Annotated in this window: 15 protein-coding genes and 1 pseudogene; 9 read left to right on the plus strand and 7 right to left on the minus strand. The window is 67.0% G+C overall.

What is annotated here, in order from left to right; translation table 11 throughout:
* Nucleotides 1-254 precede the first annotated feature (254 nt).
* Together B9S61_RS42690 and B9S61_RS27195 are read left to right on the plus strand one after the other, a co-directional pair.
* The gene (locus tag B9S61_RS42690) at nucleotides 255-692 is read left to right on the plus strand and encodes a transposase (RefSeq protein ID WP_258039675.1); all 438 of its coding nucleotides are present in this window, start codon (nucleotides 255-257) and stop codon (nucleotides 690-692) included.
* Nucleotides 671-1603, plus strand: coding sequence for an IS110 family transposase (locus tag B9S61_RS27195; RefSeq protein WP_258039676.1), 933 nt, complete (start codon nucleotides 671-673; stop codon nucleotides 1601-1603). The genes B9S61_RS42690 and B9S61_RS27195 overlap by 22 nt, the downstream gene beginning before the upstream one ends.
* Nucleotides 1604-1690: 87 nt before the next feature.
* Here B9S61_RS27195 and B9S61_RS27200 read toward each other — a convergent pair.
* The 6 genes and pseudogenes from B9S61_RS27200 to B9S61_RS27225 form a co-directional block, all read right to left on the minus strand.
* Nucleotides 1691-2587: pseudogene (locus B9S61_RS27200) on the minus strand (IS30 family transposase); the annotation flags it as partial.
* Nucleotides 2588-2792: 205 nt separating this feature from the next.
* Complete coding sequence (locus B9S61_RS27205) at nucleotides 2793-3500, minus strand: IS3 family transposase (protein ID WP_181007557.1); 708 nt, start codon at nucleotides 3498-3500, stop codon at nucleotides 2793-2795.
* Nucleotides 3497-3862 (minus strand): transposase, encoded by a 366-nt coding sequence (locus B9S61_RS27210; RefSeq protein WP_258039871.1) that lies wholly within the window; start codon nucleotides 3860-3862, stop codon nucleotides 3497-3499. The genes B9S61_RS27205 and B9S61_RS27210 overlap by 4 nt, the downstream gene beginning before the upstream one ends.
* A 14-nt stretch (nucleotides 3863-3876) precedes the next feature.
* Complete coding sequence (locus B9S61_RS27215) at nucleotides 3877-4947, minus strand: site-specific integrase (protein WP_103544603.1); 1071 nt, start codon at nucleotides 4945-4947, stop codon at nucleotides 3877-3879.
* Nucleotides 4884-5264: a hypothetical protein gene (locus B9S61_RS27220; protein WP_258039872.1), complete on the minus strand. Its 381-nt coding sequence runs from the start codon at nucleotides 5262-5264 to the stop codon at nucleotides 4884-4886. Before B9S61_RS27220 ends, B9S61_RS27215 begins: the two co-directional genes overlap by 64 nt.
* A 401-nt stretch (nucleotides 5265-5665) precedes the next feature.
* The gene (locus tag B9S61_RS27225; protein ID WP_103544604.1) at nucleotides 5666-6691 is read right to left on the minus strand and encodes a family 16 glycosylhydrolase; all 1026 of its coding nucleotides are present in this window, start codon (nucleotides 6689-6691) and stop codon (nucleotides 5666-5668) included.
* A gap of 368 nt (nucleotides 6692-7059) precedes the next feature.
* Here B9S61_RS27225 and B9S61_RS27230 point away from each other — a divergent pair, with 368 nt between their 5' ends.
* Complete coding sequence (locus B9S61_RS27230; protein WP_103544605.1) at nucleotides 7060-8562, plus strand: hypothetical protein; 1503 nt, start codon at nucleotides 7060-7062, stop codon at nucleotides 8560-8562.
* A 71-nt stretch (nucleotides 8563-8633) separates the two neighbouring features.
* Here the strand turns inward: B9S61_RS27230 and B9S61_RS27235 are convergent, their stop codons facing one another.
* Nucleotides 8634-9395 carry an IclR family transcriptional regulator gene (locus B9S61_RS27235; protein WP_181007558.1) on the minus strand — a complete coding sequence of 254 codons (762 nt, stop codon included), beginning with the start codon at nucleotides 9393-9395 and terminating at the stop codon, nucleotides 8634-8636.
* A gap of 391 nt (nucleotides 9396-9786) precedes the next feature.
* Between B9S61_RS27235 and dgoD the strand changes: the two genes are divergently transcribed.
* The 6 genes from dgoD to B9S61_RS27265 all read left to right on the plus strand — a co-directional run bounded on the left by dgoD (nucleotide 9787) and on the right by B9S61_RS27265 (nucleotide 16288).
* Nucleotides 9787-10920, plus strand: a complete 1134-nt coding sequence (gene dgoD / locus B9S61_RS27240; protein WP_103544607.1) for a galactonate dehydratase — start codon at nucleotides 9787-9789, stop codon at nucleotides 10918-10920.
* Between the two features lie 57 nt (nucleotides 10921-10977).
* The gene (locus B9S61_RS27245) at nucleotides 10978-12291 is read left to right on the plus strand and encodes an ABC transporter substrate-binding protein (RefSeq protein WP_103544608.1); all 1314 of its coding nucleotides are present in this window, start codon (nucleotides 10978-10980) and stop codon (nucleotides 12289-12291) included.
* A 66-nt stretch (nucleotides 12292-12357) separates the two neighbouring features.
* The gene (locus tag B9S61_RS27250; protein WP_103544609.1) at nucleotides 12358-13233 is read left to right on the plus strand and encodes a carbohydrate ABC transporter permease; all 876 of its coding nucleotides are present in this window, start codon (nucleotides 12358-12360) and stop codon (nucleotides 13231-13233) included.
* Nucleotides 13234-13362: 129 nt separating this feature from the next.
* On the plus strand, nucleotides 13363-14139 hold the full coding sequence (locus tag B9S61_RS27255) for a carbohydrate ABC transporter permease (protein WP_258039873.1): 777 nt from the start codon (nucleotides 13363-13365) through the stop codon (nucleotides 14137-14139).
* On the plus strand, nucleotides 14136-15095 hold the full coding sequence (locus B9S61_RS27260; protein ID WP_103544611.1) for a dihydrodipicolinate synthase family protein: 960 nt from the start codon (nucleotides 14136-14138) through the stop codon (nucleotides 15093-15095). The genes B9S61_RS27255 and B9S61_RS27260 overlap by 4 nt, the downstream gene beginning before the upstream one ends.
* Nucleotides 15095-16288 (plus strand): mandelate racemase/muconate lactonizing enzyme family protein, encoded by a 1194-nt coding sequence (locus B9S61_RS27265; protein ID WP_103544612.1) that lies wholly within the window; start codon nucleotides 15095-15097, stop codon nucleotides 16286-16288. Before B9S61_RS27260 ends, B9S61_RS27265 begins: the two co-directional genes overlap by 1 nt.

The following is a 16288-nucleotide window of genomic DNA, read 5'->3' on the forward strand; positions in this document are numbered from 1 at the left end:
CAGGTCAGTCCTTCTGGTCCCTGTCGGGGAACGCCTTGCCGGCGTGAAAACATGATCGCGGCGCCCGCTCGCCGACTCCGGTAGCTCGTTGGGACACCAAGCCCGCAGGTCAGTCTGGTGCAGGGGCCGCTGCGGGGCCTTGCCTTGTTGCCGTAGAGCACGCCGGTCAGATTTCGTTTCCCCCGTGGCCCCTTGGGGCGGGCGCCGCCTTGTACGGACGGCACGAACGGAACGATCGAAAGGGGCACTCGCCCGTGGCAGAGACGGTTGCCGAGGAGAGCGAGCAGGGCCCGGAGTTGGTGGAGCGGGTCGCGGCGATCGATATCGCCAAGGCGTCCGGGATGGTGTGCACCCGGGTCCCACACGAGGAAAAGCCCGGCCGGAGAGTGCAGCGGGTGTGGCACGTGGCCGCGACCAGCGGCGCCATCCTGGACCTCGCGGACCACCTGATATGCCAGGGCATCACCCGGGTCGTGATGGAGGCCACCTCGACGTACTGGAAGCCCTTCTTCTTTCTCCTGGAGTCGCGGGGGCTGGAGTGCTGGCTGGTCAACGCGCGTGACGTGAAGAACGTCCCCGGCCGCCCGAAGACCGACAAGCTCGATTCGGTGTGGCTGGCCAAGCTGGCCGAACGCGGCATGCTGAGGGCCTCGTTCGTGCCCCGAAGCCGGTGCGCGAACTGCGGGACCTGACCCGCTCCCGCGCGGTCCTCACCCACGAGCGCACCCGGCACAAACAGCGCGCGGAGAAACTCCTGGAGGACACGCAGATCAAACTGTCCTCGGTGATCTCCGACATCTTCGGGGTCTCCGGGCGGGCGATGCTCGAAGCACTGATCGCGGGCGAACGCAGTCCCAGAGCCCTGGCGGGCCTCGCACACGGCACCATCAAGGCTTCTCCCGCCGAGCTTCAAGAGGCACTGGCCGGCGGGTTCGAGGAACACCACGCGTTCATGCTGCGGATGCTGCTGGACACCGTCGACTACCTCACCCTGCAGATCGACAAGCTCACCGCCCGCATCACCACCCGTCTCGGCGAACTCTCCACGACCCCCGGCGACCAGGACGGTGACAGGGACGACGGCCGGCCCGGCCAGGGCATGCTGATGCCGCTGACCGACATCGAGCGCCTGGACGAGATCCCCGGCGTCGGGCCCGCCACGGCCCAGGTCATCCTCGCCGAGATCGGCACCGACATGAGCGTGTTCCCCACCGCCGGCCACCTGGCCTCCTGGGCACGCCTGTCCCCCCGCACCTTCCAGTCCGGCCCGAAGAACACCTCCGGGCCCGCGGGCAAAGGCAACCCCTGGCTGCGCGGAGCACTCGGCGAAGCCGCCGTCTCCGCGGCCCGCACCGACACCTTCCTCGGCGCCCGCTACCGCCGCATCGTCAAACGACGAGGCCACCTCAAGGCCCTGGTCGCCGTCGCCCGCTCCATCCTGGTCACGGTCTGGCACCTCATGAACGACCCCACCGCCCGCTACCGCGACCTCGGCCCCGACTGGCACACCAAGAACCTCGACCCGACCCGCAAAACCCGCGACCTCGTCCGCCAGCTCACCGCCCTGGGCCACGACGTCACCCTCACCCCGGCAGGCGCCTGACACACCACCGCCAGCACGACCAGCAGCCCCGGACCCACCAGAGCCCAGGGGCTACCTCGCCATACCCACCTGACCGTCGAGTTCTCCGGTCAGGGTCTTGCGCAGCTGCTCGGGCAGCTGTGCCATCGATGTGGTGAGCGCCGCGTTCATCGCGATCGCGCCGTAACCCCCGAGTGAGGTGCCGTTCTTCACCGGCGGATTCTCGCCCCAGCCTTCGAGCCGGGGCAGGTGCACCAGGAGTGTGGAGCGGCTGCTGCGCTCGACGAGCGTGCCGATCGCGGAGCGGCCGGTCCCGATGATCAGATCGCCTTCCCAGTGTCCGGGGACCGCGCGGTCCGCGGCCTCGGCGGGGCGTTGGCTGAGGACGACGTCCTCGGTGACATGCCCTTGCGGCCTGTTCTGCGACCGTGCGCGGGGAGTACGCAACGCCCGGCCGGTCCGCAGACACGCGACCAGCTCCCGTTTGAGCGCACCGCGGCCCTCGATGAACAGCGCCTGGTAGATCGCTTCGTGGCTGATGCGCATGGACTCATCATCGGGGAAATCGACGCGAAGCCGCCGCGAGATCTGTTCCGGGCTCCATGCCATCGCCCATCTTCTGTCCTGCCGGTGCGGCTTGTTCAGCCCCTTCCACGCGGGCGTCTTCGGACCGGTGACGATCGAGCCGTCGGGACGACGGACACTCCCGGCGAGCCGTTCCTGCACATAATCACGCAGCCTGTCGTTGCCCGCGAGCTTGGCCGCCTTCGGGCGCTTCGCGGCCTGCTGCGCCTTCCACTGAGCGACCGTGGCCCGATACTCCTGCTTCCCGCTGCGGGTGGCGGCGTTGCGGCGCAACTCGCGCGAGATCGTCCCCGGATCACGTCCGATCGCGCGGGCGATCTCTCGCACGCCCTTGTCCTGGGCACGCAGAATCGCGATCTCCTCGCGCTCCTCGAAGGACAGGTAGCGGCCGGTGGGCTCGGCCAGAGAGATCGGCGGCATGCCGCCAGCGTGACGGAACCACCGAGAGCCGACCGGCACCGAAACCCCGACCGCCAGCGATGCCTCAGCCGTCGTGATGCCCGTGGCGATCAGCCGCCAGAACTGCCGCTGCACCACCCGCGACGGATCAGGCCGGCCAGGCGAGCGCATCGCCGGCCTCAGCGCCCGATCAGCACGCCACTGCCGCCGAAGCTCCTCGGGCACATCACCGGTCTTCCGGCTCCAGTCCTCCGTAGCGATCTTGAACACCTCCGAAATCAAGGTGTTGCGACGACCGGTTGAATCCGCCCTCACTTCCCCTGTCGCTGTGGAAGATCGTCCCGTCCCTCCGGCCGCCGCGCGTCGCGGTGGCCATCTTCAACGACGCTCCGACCAGGGCCGCGTCATGGTGCTCGCCCATGGCGTAGCCGAGCAGGCGGCGCGAGAACGCATCCAGGACCGTGGCCAGATAGATCTTGCCCTCACCGGTCTCGATCTCCGTCATGTCCCCGTACCAGAGCACGTCCGGGGCCACCGCGTCGAAACGGCGATGCACCAGGTCAGGGGCGGCCTTCCGCTTGCCCTGCCGGGTCAGCGACCGCCGCCTGGGCGGCTTGCGGCCCTGCAGACCGAGATCGGCCATGATCTCCGCGACCGTGTTCACCGACACCTGCCAGCCCTCCGCCCACAGGTCCAAGGTGATCCTCGGCGAGCCGTAGGTGCCACCGGACTCCGTGAAGAAGTGGACGATCCGCTCCTCCAGCCTCGCCCTCCTGACCTCGCGTTTCGTCGGCTCGTCGGGACGCCGGCGCCATTTGTAGAACCACGCCTCGCTCACCCCGACCACCCGGCAGGACACCCGGTGCGGGACACCATGCCCGACCCTCTGGTTACCGATGAAGGCGACCACCGCCTCCGGAGCGTTCTCGGTCACTTCACCCAGAGGGCCATGCATCGCTTGAAGACATCACGCTCCATCTCCAGCTCCCGGATCCGCTTGTTCTTCTCCCCGATCTCCCGGCGCAGCCGCTCCAGCTCGGCCCGCTCGGCCTCCCGCACCCGACCGCCACCGCCACTGGCGGCTGTCGGTTGTACGGGCCGGTCCGAGGACGTCGTCCCGTTGCGCCGCCACCGCGACACCCAGCTGTGCAGCGTGCCCGGGTTGATGCCGAGTTCCTCGGCGACCTCCCCGGCCGGCCTCCCGGTCTCGACCACGATGCGCACCGCACCCTCACGGAACTCGGCGTCGTACGGCGGCTTCTTCTTGGACCCCATGAATCCCAACTTCCCCTGCATTCAGGGGCTCCACGCTACGAGGGGATGGTCAGGGTCGTGGTCAATTGAGCGTGTCCGAGGACGAATTGGACATCGGTGAGGGGGAGGCTCGGGTCCTCGGCCATCCGGTAGGCGGCGGTGTGCCGCAGCGCGTGCAGCGTCGCTGACGTTCCCGCTTGGGTGTTCGCCCGCTCGAACATGCGATGAACCGCGTGGTAGGTCAGCGGCCTCGACGGAGAACGCAGGGTCCACCACAGCGGCAGGCGTCGCCCGCGCGGGATCGCGTCGTCCATCTCCAGCTGGTAGAGCCGAAGCCAGACGAACGCATCGGTCGAGGAAGGTAGTTCTTGGACCTCGCCGGTGCCTTTACGGACCACCGAGATCAGCTGACGCCCCGGATCGGCACCGGCCTGCCAGGTGCTGAGCAGTTCGCTGGCACGCGCGCCGGTGGAGACGTAAAAGGCGACCAGGGCCCGGTCGCGGTGCGACGGGAGCCGGGCGAAGATCTTGTTGAACTCCTCGTCGGGGACATTGCGGGGCACCCGCTTGGGCACTCTCGGCCGGTAGAGCCCGGTGCGTTCGTTGCGGGGCGGGTCTATCGGATTGTGGTGAGCATGAGCCCGCCGGCCGCGACGTGCCCGGTCCAGCGGGAACGGGTTGAGGACCGGTCCGGTGCCGATGTCGCGGTGGAAGTCGTAGAAACTCCGCAGCACGGTCTCACTGTGCGCTCGCACCGACGGTGCGTACGGCTTGCCACCTGCGGCCCACCGGCCCGCCTCGCTCGGGCGTCGCCAGTGCGGGCGCCTCGGCTGACCGGCGACTTGAAGCCAGCGGGAGAAGTCCCTCGCCTCGATCCGGCTCGCCCGGTCCCACGGCACCTCGACAGCCCAGAGGAAACGGAACCAGCGCAGCAGGTCCATCCCGTAGGAACGGGCCGTCGCCGCCGAGCGACCAGCTCCTTGCAGGTCCCGCAGGAATGTGCGCGCTCCTTCAACCGGCTCCCCGGCGGGGTCGACGAGCCGGCAGGGATCCCACGGATCATCTATGGCCACCAGTTCCCCGACCAGAGGGACAGACAGGGCCGCCAGGTCTCGCGATGCCTCCATGGCCGAATCAACGACGCTTCCGCCATCAGGTCACTGACCTGCGGAATCTCCGCTACTAGTTCAGTCAACAGGTCGCTGTCGGAGCCCTTTTTGTACTCCACCACCGGGCTGCCGTTCTCATCGAGCCCCAGGGTGTCGATCCGCCCCCGGTGCCAAGGCCCGGTCGGATACTCCGAGGCCAGGAAACGGACGCCCAGCATCTGCTCCAGGCCGGCCTCGACCCGCCGCTGCAGCTCCACCTCCAGCGCCACGGTCGAGCCGGCCAGCTCGACGTCCCGTCCGTCCGCGTCCTGCTGGAACATCATCAGCTCGGCCACCAGCGCCCCCTCCCGCGATCTGTGCATGGAGACCAATCGGCCGGACGCTCCGGATATTCCGCGTGTAGACCAGCGGAGGGACTGCAGTTCGTCCGGCGGACAACGCAGATGTCCGATGCGGCTGATTATTGCGGCACTGGATATGGGAGGGAGCTGAACTGGTCGGTGCCGCAGCATCTCGCCTGGACGCTGGGTTCGGTTCCGGACAGACCTGGGGCGATGTCTTGACCGCTGGCGACGGGCCATTGTCTTTGACGGTTGCGCAGGATCTGGCCGCGCAGCTCAACGCGACCAGCGAACCTGACTTTTTTCGCGGGTGCGTTCGGAGGCCCGCCGTACTCCGCCAGGATTGCGGAAGTAGATCCTGATGAACATCTGGGTGCCGTCCAGGGGCGAGGCGGTCAGGGCGCGACGGTTCCGGGCTTCATCCGGTAGACGCGCACCCAGTCGACGCTCATGTGGGTCGGGTAACCATCCACGCCGCCCGAAGAGTTGAGCGTCGGCTTGTTGGCGCATCGTCTGGCACCGCCAGGGCAGGGGTCGCTCTCTGTGCCGTAGCGCAGGTTGGGGTCGCGCAGCCCCAGTGAGAGTGTGACGTTCATAGGCAGGCGGTTCCAGTTGGTGTTCGCGATGCTGTTGACCGGCTTGCCATCCAGGTAGTAGGTGAGGCGGTCGGGAGCAACCATGACGCCGTAGGTGTGGTAGTCCGCCGCGGGGTCGAAGCCTCCGTTGACGACGCTTTGGTCGAGGTAGGGCGCCTGGGCGGCATTGCGGATCCACACGGGGTTGCCGTTCTGCATGACCTGGTACGGCGCGTGTAGGTCAAGCAGATGCGCGTCCTTGGAGTGCTGCTGCATTTCGACGATGTCGACCTCGGAGTAGGCCGTGTCGCCGTCTTGGGTACCCAGGAAGCCCGCGGCCTTGTCGGTCGCGTAGTTGCTGTACAACCAGAACGCCGGCGCCGAGCCGGGGAAGGTGTCCACGCCCTTGATGCGCGCTTCGTAGTAGCCGTAGACGCTTGAAGCCTTCGACTGCAGGATGCCGGAGGAGAAGTAGGTGTGCGACTTGAAGGTGGTGTAGTCGTCGCGACGGAGGGTGGCGTTCGGCTGCTCGTCGTAGCGCATGCGCAGCTCGAGGGATCCGTCCTTGACGGAGGTGTTGTCCGCGTTCCAGGTCCAGGCGCCCCACGACGTAGGGCTGTTGTTCCACTTGCCGGTGTCAACGGTTGTGCCGTTGAACTCGTCCGAGAGGTTTGAGACCAGCTCCCAGTTCTTCGGGTCCGCGTTGGGGACGTTAGCCTTGATGTTCTGGGGGTGCGACTTGGCACCCTTGCCGTTGGTCGCCGCAGAGCCCACGGATGTCGAGCCGGGGCTCGCCTGCGCGGCCACGGTCGTTGCCCCCAGGGCGATCGCCAGGGCACTCGCCATTCCCAAGACTCTCCGCGTGCGCAGTTGGTGTCCCACTCCTGCCACCTCTCTGTCGTGTGTGCCAATACTGCACAAGATGGTGCGTCTAGCGCAATGAACTGTGTCGAAGCCTCGGGTCGGTGTCAATGGTTTGGTCTGCGGCTCCGCCTTTCGCGTCACGGGGTGCACGCGCGCCGGAAGTTGACGAACTCAGTTGGTTGCCACAAAGGGGATTGCCTGTCAGGGTGTTGCGCTAAGCGCTCACACCTGTGCAACTACTGCACATAGCCAAGGGGTTGATGATGAGTCATCTATATGGTCCGCACGAAGGCGCGAGCCCCCCGAAGCCTGCTCGCCGCAGCGGATTCTTCCGTGTCCTCGCCCCAGCCGTGGGGGCTGCACTGACGCTGTCGGCCGGTGCGGTCGGAGCTGCCCGGGCGCAGCAGCCGGCCGCACCGAGTGAGTCGTCCGCCGGCTCAGCCGCCCAAACACTGGGAACCGTTCAGCACGACGGCAAGACCTACTTCAAGAACCGCATCCCCGCGACTGTGCGGCCGGTCGTCGTCACGCCCTCGACTCCCCAGGCCGAGATTGACGACCTGCTGGCCAGTGACGACCCGTACCGGGTCATCAAGTTCGCCTCCGGCGAGTACCGGCTGCAGACCCTGAAGATCCATCAGGGCAACACCCGCATCGAGGTCGATCCGGGAGCCACATTCGTCATGACGGGCACCTCCAAGTTCGTGTTCGACGTCGGTGCCCCCAAGGGGATCGACCCGATCGAGAACGTCGAGATCGCCTCGACCGTTCCGCACCGCAAGTTCACCGTCGTCGTTCAGGGCATTCCGCGCACCGGCGACCGGCGTGTGGCACGTCTGGCCAATGTCACGAACTTCGCCGTCTCGGGCATCGACATCCAGGGCAGCTACCAGGCCCAGCCCTACATCGTCCTGACCAACGCTGCGCGCAACGCCGCACCGGTCATCGACGGGAACAGCGACCCCAGCGACGGCCTCCCGCCGGGCAAGGACTACAACCCCCTCTTCGGGACCGTGCCCAGCGGCGGCGTCATCGAGGACGTGTCCGCCAACCGGATCCACTCCGGGTACGCCACGGTGCAGACCTTCGGGGCGAACAACGTCTACATGAAGGACATCTCAGGCGATGAGGGGGTGACGGTGCGCCTCGAGCCCGGCAGCGGCGGGTCGAAGGACAAGGTCAGCCAGGCCGGCCCCGACCTCGGGGCACTGCGCAACATCGTCCTGGACGGGATCACCAACACCAACGGCTTCGCATCCGTCTACCTCAAGCCGCATGCCAAGGACTGCTCGAACATCACCCTCAACGACATCTCGGCCACGGACAGCGCCTTCGCAGTCCATGCCGACTCGGCGGAGTTCTCCTTCGACCCGCCGACTGGGGGAACGGGCCCCGGCACGGTTCCCGACGGCGTCATCGAGCGTGGCCGGTTCGCGGGCCTCCGGGCCACAGGAGACATCATCCTGACGCGGACGCCGGGCGTCACGGGACGGGCGATCTTCGCGGCCAGCGACCTCGACTACATCGACACCAAGAACAGGATCGACGGTGCCACCGCGTACGAGGACTACCCGCTCCACGAGCCGTCCGGGCGGCTGCGCCTGACGAAGCTCCCGGTGGTCCCGATTCTGCTCCTGTCGCAGGAGTACGCCGATGCTGTGGGGCCCCAGGCCGTGCGTGGCCGCTACTCGATGAACGTATCGGGTGCGACCATCCGGTCGGTCGGTGTTCACCACTCGTTCGACGCGGACTCAGACGGGATCCTGGTGCGGAGTGACGGCCGGGGCCTGGACGGGCAACCTCTGAGCGCGGACGAGGTCCGATACGGGGACGCCACCAACGTCGTTCCCTGATTCCGGCAACGAAGGGGCCGACTGACCAAACGCGTCGTCGGCCCCTTCGTGCGTCCGGACGGGGAGCCGGATCAGCTGACGAAGTTCGGCCCGCAATCGTGACCCAGTTCTGCCGAGATGGCGTCCCGCGCCCGTTGGATGCGCGGCATCTGGGCCTCCAGGGCCGCCAGCGGGGCCAGCGACTTGACGGCCGTTACGGACAGTCCCCCTGCGACGGCGCCGTCAAGACCGAATATGGGCACGGCCACGCAGTTGATGTAGTCCTCGGCCTCGCCGTCGTCGATGGCCCATCCGCGCTCGCGCACCCGCTCGAGCTCGGCGGCGAGGTTCTGGGGAGTCGTGATGGTCGTCTCCGAGTACCTTTCGAAAGTACAGGCCTCGATGGCTGCGTCCCGGATGTCGGCCGGTGCGAACGCCAGTATGGCTTTGGCGACGCCGGCCGTGTGGGCGTTGGCCTTGCCCCCGACCCGGGACTGCATGCGGACCGCGCCCAGGCCCTCGACCTTGTCGATGTACACGACCTCGTGTCCCATGAGAGTGGCCAGGTGGATCGTGTGGCCCAGTGCGCTCCCGAGCTCGGCGAGGTGCGGTCGGGCCACTTCGCGGATGTCGATGGCGTCGAGCGTTCGCTGACTGGTGGCCACGAGCGCGAAGCCGCCCCCCCACTTCCCGTTCGGCAGCCGACGCACATACCCACGCGACTCCAGCGTGTGCAGCAGTCGCACGATCGTGGAGCGGTGCACATTCAGCCGCTCGCTTAGCTCGCGCGGCCCCTGACTGCTCTCGGACAGCATCTCGATGATGTCCAGGGCACGGTTCACGGAGCTCGACACCAAAGTCCTCCATGTTCTCGCAGTGATGTGCGTCGCACGATCTCCGGGCGGGAGGGAGACGTGGACGCGTCGGTGCGGAGGGCGCCCGCTTGTGCAGAATACACCGATGCATGTGCATCGATTGCACTGCGAGGCGGAGCGGGGCGCCGTGAGGCGAGAGAACCTCATGCATGTGACAGCAACGTAACGAAATAGTAACTGGGGGTTGGCTGGCGCGGAGGGAGATGTAAATCTTTCACTCAACGCACAGTGGTGTGCATATATCGCACAGGAGTAGATGGATGTTCCTTCCCGTACCAACACGCCGGATCGCTGTACCGGTGTTTCGGCACGCAGTCAGCGTGCCGGGGGCTGGGGGCGTCGTGCTCTCCTGCAGCCTGGGGGGCGCTCGATGAGGGTCACTCGAGTCCGGACGTTCCACGTTCGGCCGCGCTGGCTCTTCGTTGCGGTCGACACCGATGCGGGCCTCACGGGGTGGGGCGAAGCCGTGGTCGAAGGGCAGGCTCGGGTCGTCGAGCGTATGGTCCAGGACCTGGCCGAGTATCTCGAGGCAAAGGATCCGCGCCGCGTCGAGCACCACTGGCAGGTCATGTACCGGGGTGCCTTCTACCGCGGTGGGCCTGTGCTGTGCAGCGCGATCAGCGGGATCGACCAGGCGCTGTGGGACATCACCGGCAAGGCGCTGCAGGCTCCCGTGCATGCCCTGCTCGGCGGTGCGGTACGGGACTCCGTGCGGATGTACGGCCACGCTCGCGGGTCGGCCGACGAGGACTTCGTGGCTGCCGCCCGTTCAGCCCAGGCAGCGGGTCTGACGGCCGTCAAGTTCGGCATCGACGGCCCCGTCCGCGCCATCGACACTCTCGAGTACCTAGAGCGCCAGGTCAGCCGTGTCAGCGCCGTGCGCGAGGCGGTCGGACCCGGCTTCGACATCGCGCTGGACTTCCACGGCCGCACGTCTCCTGCGATGGCCAAGCGGCTGATCGAGGCGATGAACCACTTGACTCCCATGTTCGTCGAGGAACCTTGCCTGCCGGAGAACGTCGATGCCCTCGCTGAGATCGCGCGCTCGACGACCGTGCCCATCGCCGCCGGTGAGCGGATTTTCACCAAGTGGGGCTTCCGCGAGCTTCTCGAGAAGCGTGCTGTCGCCGTCGTGCAGCCCGACCTGTGCCATGCGGGTGGCATCAGCGAGGTGCGTCGCATCGCCGCCATGGCGGAGGCTCATTACGTCGCGGTCGCACCGCACAACCCGCTCGGGCCACTGTCGCTCGCAGCCTGCCTGCAGGTGGATGCCTGCATCCCCAACTTCCTCGTCCAGGAGTTCCCCAGTCTGCTCGACGGTGAGGATCTCGGCATGGGGATCTTGACCTCGCCGTTCTCCATCGAGAACGGCCACCTGCAGGTTCCCGACGGGCCGGGCCTCGGTGTCGAGGTGAATGAGGGCCTCGTACGTGATCGCGAGTACGAGGGGGACTGGACTACACCGTCCTTCACTCACGAGGACGGCTCGCACGGTGACTGGTGAGGGCCCCGGGCGGACCGACATGACACAGCCAACAACGAAGTGTGGAAGGCAGGAGACATGAAGAAGAATCGGACGCTGGTCGGTCCCGGCGAGGCGCCGAGGAACCGAAAGCTGACGCGGGCCGCTCTGCTCGCGGGAGGACTGTCGGTGGTGCTCGTGGTCTCTGGCTGCTCGTCCGAGGGCGACGGCTCCAACGGAGGCAAGACAGTCCTCAAGGTCCAGGGCTGGAAGGGTGGCGGTACCGAGCCGGCGAACATCGCCGCCATCGTCTCCGCGTTCGAGAAGGCCAACCCCGACATCGACGTACAGTTCGAGTACGTCCCGCCGAACGACGCCTACCTGCAGAAGCTGCAGCCGCAGTTCCTCGCCGGGAAGGCGGCCGACGTCGTCATGACGGACGTCACGAAGATCCCTGGCTGGAGCAAGGCCGGCTATCTCATGGACCTGTCCTCGGAGCCGTGGGTGTCCAAGGCCGACCCCGCGGTCGTCCCGTCGATATCCGTCGACTCCAAGGTGTACGGCCAGCCGATGGAGATCATCGCCGAGGGCCTCTACGCCAACACCGACCTGCTCAAGAAGGCCGGCATCTCCGAGGCGCCGACCACTTGGCCGCAGTTCGAGAAGGACTTGGCTACGCTCAAGGCCAAGGGAATCACGCCGATCGCGTTCCCCAACAAGGCGGGCGACACGGCCCAGATGGTTCTCAACGCCGCGGCATCCACACTCACGTACCAGGACAAGCCTGACTGGGACAAGAGTTTCAACTCGGGCCAGGCTAGCTTCACTCAGTGGAAGCCTGCCCTCGACCAGATCAAGAGCCTCCAGTCGGACGGATACGTCGACTTCAAGCAGTCCCTCGGTGTCGACGAGTGGTCGCAGGGGCTCAATGACTTCGCCGCCGGCAAGTACGCCTTCTGGTTCCACGGCGCGTGGGAGATCCAGGCCCTGCAGAAGGCAGGCCTGAAGAATTTCACGTTCAATCCGTGGCCGGCCGCCACCGAGGGCGGCAAGTCCAGCGTCGGCGTGATCTCGGGGACGCAGTGGTCCATCAACGCCCAGACCAAGAAGGCGGACGCGGCCAAGAAGTTCCTGGCGTTCTGGTCCGACCCCGACAACGCCAAGCCCTTCCTCGAGGCCGAGCACGCCTTCAGTCCCTGGAAGGGCGCGACGAACCCCAACGACCCTGTCGCGGCCAAGGCCCTGGCCGCCTATGAGGACAACCGATTCCATGTGCTGCCGCGCGATTCGTGGCTCAGCGCGTCCGGGAACAAGAGCATGAAGTCCAAGCTTCAGGCCTGGATGCTGGGCCGGTACTCCAGCGAGGACGAGCTGCTCAAGGACCTTGACAACTCCCTGCGACCCAGCAGCTGACGTAGCAACCATCGTCGGGACGGCATGCGGCTACGTAGCGCCCCTGGCGCAGGTCGAAGGACACTCATGATCACTCGCCATCCTCGCAAGGCGCTGCTGTACCTGGCGCCGGTCGCGGTCATCTATCTCGTCGTCATCGTCTACCCGCTGGTGAGCAGCGCAAAGCTCAGCCTGACGGACAGCCCCGCGGGCAACCCGGGCCAGTTCATTGGGTTCGACAACTTCCGCCAGCTCTTCAGCGACGAGCAGGTGATGCACGCGCTCGGCCGTACGGTCGCCTACGCCGCTGTGGTCTGCACGCTCCAGAACGGCATCGGCCTGGCACTGGCCCGGGCCCTGTACTCGAGGCCCCGGGCACAACGGGTCTACAGCGTGCTCCTCCTGCTCCCCATGCTGATCTCTCCGATTATGGCGGCCTTCATCTGGTCGGCGTTCTACGCACCCTCCGGGGCGATCAACAGCGTGCTGCGCAGCGTCGGTCTCGACTCGCTGACGCGGGTATGGCTGGGGGACCCGAACACCGCCCTGTGGGCCATCGCCGCCGTCAACATCTGGATGTTCGCCGGGTTCTCGGCGGCCATCTTCTACGCCGGCTACATGAACGTGCCGAGCGAGCTACTGGACGCCGCCGTCGTCGACGGCGCAAGCGGCTGGCGACGGTTCGTCTCGGTCGAGTGGCCGCTGCTCGCCCCCTCCCTCACTGTCAACGTGACGCTGTCACTGATCGGGTCCCTGAAGGTCTTCGAGTACCCGCTGGTGATGACGCAGGGCGGCCCGGCCGAATCCACGACGACATTGACGATTCTCGTGTACGAGAAGATCTTCGGGGGCCAGGGCTTCTTCTCCTACGGCGTCACGATTGCCGTGCTGTTGCTGGTCACCGTCGTACTGCTGAGCGTTCTGGTGAACACCCTGCTGCGCCGGCGCGAGGAAAGGATCTGAGTCATGTCCTCCACCACCAGCAGGCCCCCCTCCGCGTCCGTTCGTGTTCGGCCGGACAAGCAGCCTCCTGCGGTCCGGCCGCGCCGTCGGCCCCCGATCGGCCGACGGGTAGGGGATGTCGCCCTGTTCGTGGCCGTTGCCCTGATCTTCGTCCCGCTTGTCCTCACTGTCTTCTCGTCACTGCGGACCCCGGCAGCCGTCGCCGACAACCCACTCGGCTTCCCCACGGAGCCGACGCTGGACAACTACCAGCATGCCTACAACCGGATGAACTACGGCGTCAGCGTCCTGAACACCGTCGTCATCCTCGCCGGGTCGCTCATCGTCATCGTGGGGTTCGGCGCCCTGGCGGCGTACCCCCTGGCACGCCTGACCCGACGCTGGACCTCGGCCGCGTATCGGATCCTCATCCTCGGGATGACTCTGCCGGTGTTCGTCATCATCGGCCCGCTGTTCGTGCTCCAGCGCGACCTCGGTCTCCTCGACACCCGGCTGGGTGTCATCCTCACTTACTCGGGGCTCTTCCTGCCCGTAGCGGTCTTCTTCTACACGAGCTTCCTGCGGCAGATCCCGGTGGAACTGGAGGAGGCCGCCTCGCTCGACGGTGCAGGAACGTTCCGCATCTTCTGGACCGTCATCTTCCCGCTGATGCGGCCGATCACCGCGACCCTCGTGATCTACCTGACCCTGCACATCTGGAACGACCTCGCCGTGCCACTGGTGTTCCTCAGCGACCCGGACAAGCGAACCGTGATGGTCAACGCCTACGCCTACATCAACCCCTACACCGTCGACCCGACGGAGCTGTTCCCAGCAGCCATCCTCGGTGTGCTGCCGCTGGTCATCATCTTCGCCTTCATGCAGCGCCGTGTCGTCCAGGGTCTTACCCTCGGGGCCGGCAAATGACCAACACCATCTCTCCGGTCACCGACACGGGTACGCAAGGCCCGCACGCGCCCGGGCTGACCGGCGTCGTGCCCGTCCTGCCCACCCCGTTCACTCCGGCTGGTGACATCGACACGCCATCCTTCGACCGGATCCTCGACCACCTCATCGGGCTCGGGGTCCCGGGCGTGATGCTCCCGGGCTTCGCCTCCGAATTCTACAAGCTGGACGAGGCCGAGAAGGTCTCGCAAGGTCGGCGTGCGATCGCCCGTACGTCCGGCACCGGGACGGTGTCGGTGCTCGCCGTGCACGGGCACGCCACGCGCCACGCCATCGGCGAGGCTCGTCGGTGGATCGACCTCGGAGCGGACTGGATCAACCTTCTCCCGCCCCAGTACATGTCGCCCCAACCGGATGCACTGGCAGACCACTGCGCCGCAGTTCTCGACGCGGTGTCCGGGACACCCGTCATCCTGCAGTATGCGCCCACGTCCGGCGCGGGCCTGAGCCCTGACCATATCCACCGTCTGACGGCAGAGCACCGCAATCTCGCCGCCGTCAAGGTCGAGGCCAGGCCGCCCTACCGGTTCATAGATGCCCTGCAACAGGCCGAGTGTCCTGTCCCCGCCTTCGCGGGGACAGGGGGCCTCTACCTGGTCGAGTCGCTGCGCCTCGGTGCCTGCGGCGTCCAACCCGGCTCGGGGTTCGTCGAGATCTACCAGGCGATCTTGAAGGCGTGGACGGCCGGCAGGGAGCAGGAAGCCGACGACCTCTACGCGCGTCTGCTCACCTACCTCGTGGGATGGGCCAACTCGCAGGAAAGCATGGTCGCGATCGAGAAGCGCATCGCGCATCGCCGCGGCCTCCTCGACCATCCCGATTGCCGGGCTCCCCACCAGACGCCCCACACCGTGGAAGACACCGCAATCGAGCGGTTCCTGGCCGAGTTCCACCCCTACTTGCGAGGAACATCCTGATGTCCCGAATCACCGAGGTCCGCGGTTTCGTCGTGAAGATGGACCAGAGCTACCTGGGAGGCACCGCGCAGGTGGACCTGCCCGGTCAGCGCGGCGACTATGTACGCCACCAGAAGTACCGTTCGTCCTACTCCACGAAGTCCGAGACCTTCCTCGTCCGCATCACCACCGACGACGGGACCTACGGCTGGGGCGAAGCCCAGGCTCCCCTGGTACCCGAGGTCGCCGCGACGATCGTCGAGCGCCTGCTGGGCCCGTTTCTGCTCGGACGCGACCCCTTCGACACGCAGTCGATCTGGATGGACAACTACGACGCGATGCGCGAGCGCGGCCACGTCAACGGCTACCACCTCGACGCGGTGGCCGCGATCGACATCGCCCTGTGGGACCTCAAGGGCAAGTTGCTGGGTGCCTCGGTCGCCACGCTCATGGGCGGCCGGCTGCGCCAGCAGGTCCCCTGCTACGTCTCGGGCCTGTCCGCCCCGGACGACGACACGCGGGTGGCCAGCGTCACCAAATGGGCCGATCAGGGCTTCACCGAGTTCAAGCTGCCGCTGGGCAACGGCGCGGCCGCGGATGCCCGGTCGTTCGCCGCCGTGCGCCGTGCCCTGGGCGACGACGCGACGATCAACGTCGACCTGCACTGGCGCTACTCGGTTCCGGACGCCATCACGCTGGGCCGTCGGATGGAGGAGCACGGCCTCGGTTTCTACGAGGCGCCAGTGGCCCCAGAAGACAGTCTGGGGCAGGCGGAGGTGGCTGCAGCGCTGGCCGCGTCGGTGGCCATCGGCGAGGAGCTCCGCACCCGCTACGACTTCCGCGACCGCCTGGTCAAGCGCTCCGCCGACGTCCTCCAGCCGGACGTCGGACGGATGGGCATCACCGAGGTCATGGGCGTGTCAGCACTGGCAGAGGCGTTCCACGTATCTCTTGCTCTGCACTTGGGGGTGGGCCTCGGGATCTACATCGCCGCAGGAGTTCAGGTCGCTGCAGCGACCCGCAACGTCCAGACCATGGAGTTCCAACCCGGCCAGCTCAACGTCGGCAACGCCCTGCTCAAACAGCCCGTGGAGTGCGCCTCTGGCTGGTACACCGTGCCCGAAGGGCCCGGGCTGGGGGTCGACGTCGACCTCGACACCCTGCAGACGCATACAACCAGCTCGTTCGCTCTGACCGAGACCGGGCAAGGCTGA

This window comes from Streptomyces sp. SM1 (genome assembly GCF_002910825.1).
Lineage (GTDB): Bacteria > Actinomycetota > Actinomycetes > Streptomycetales > Streptomycetaceae > Streptomyces > Streptomyces okerensis.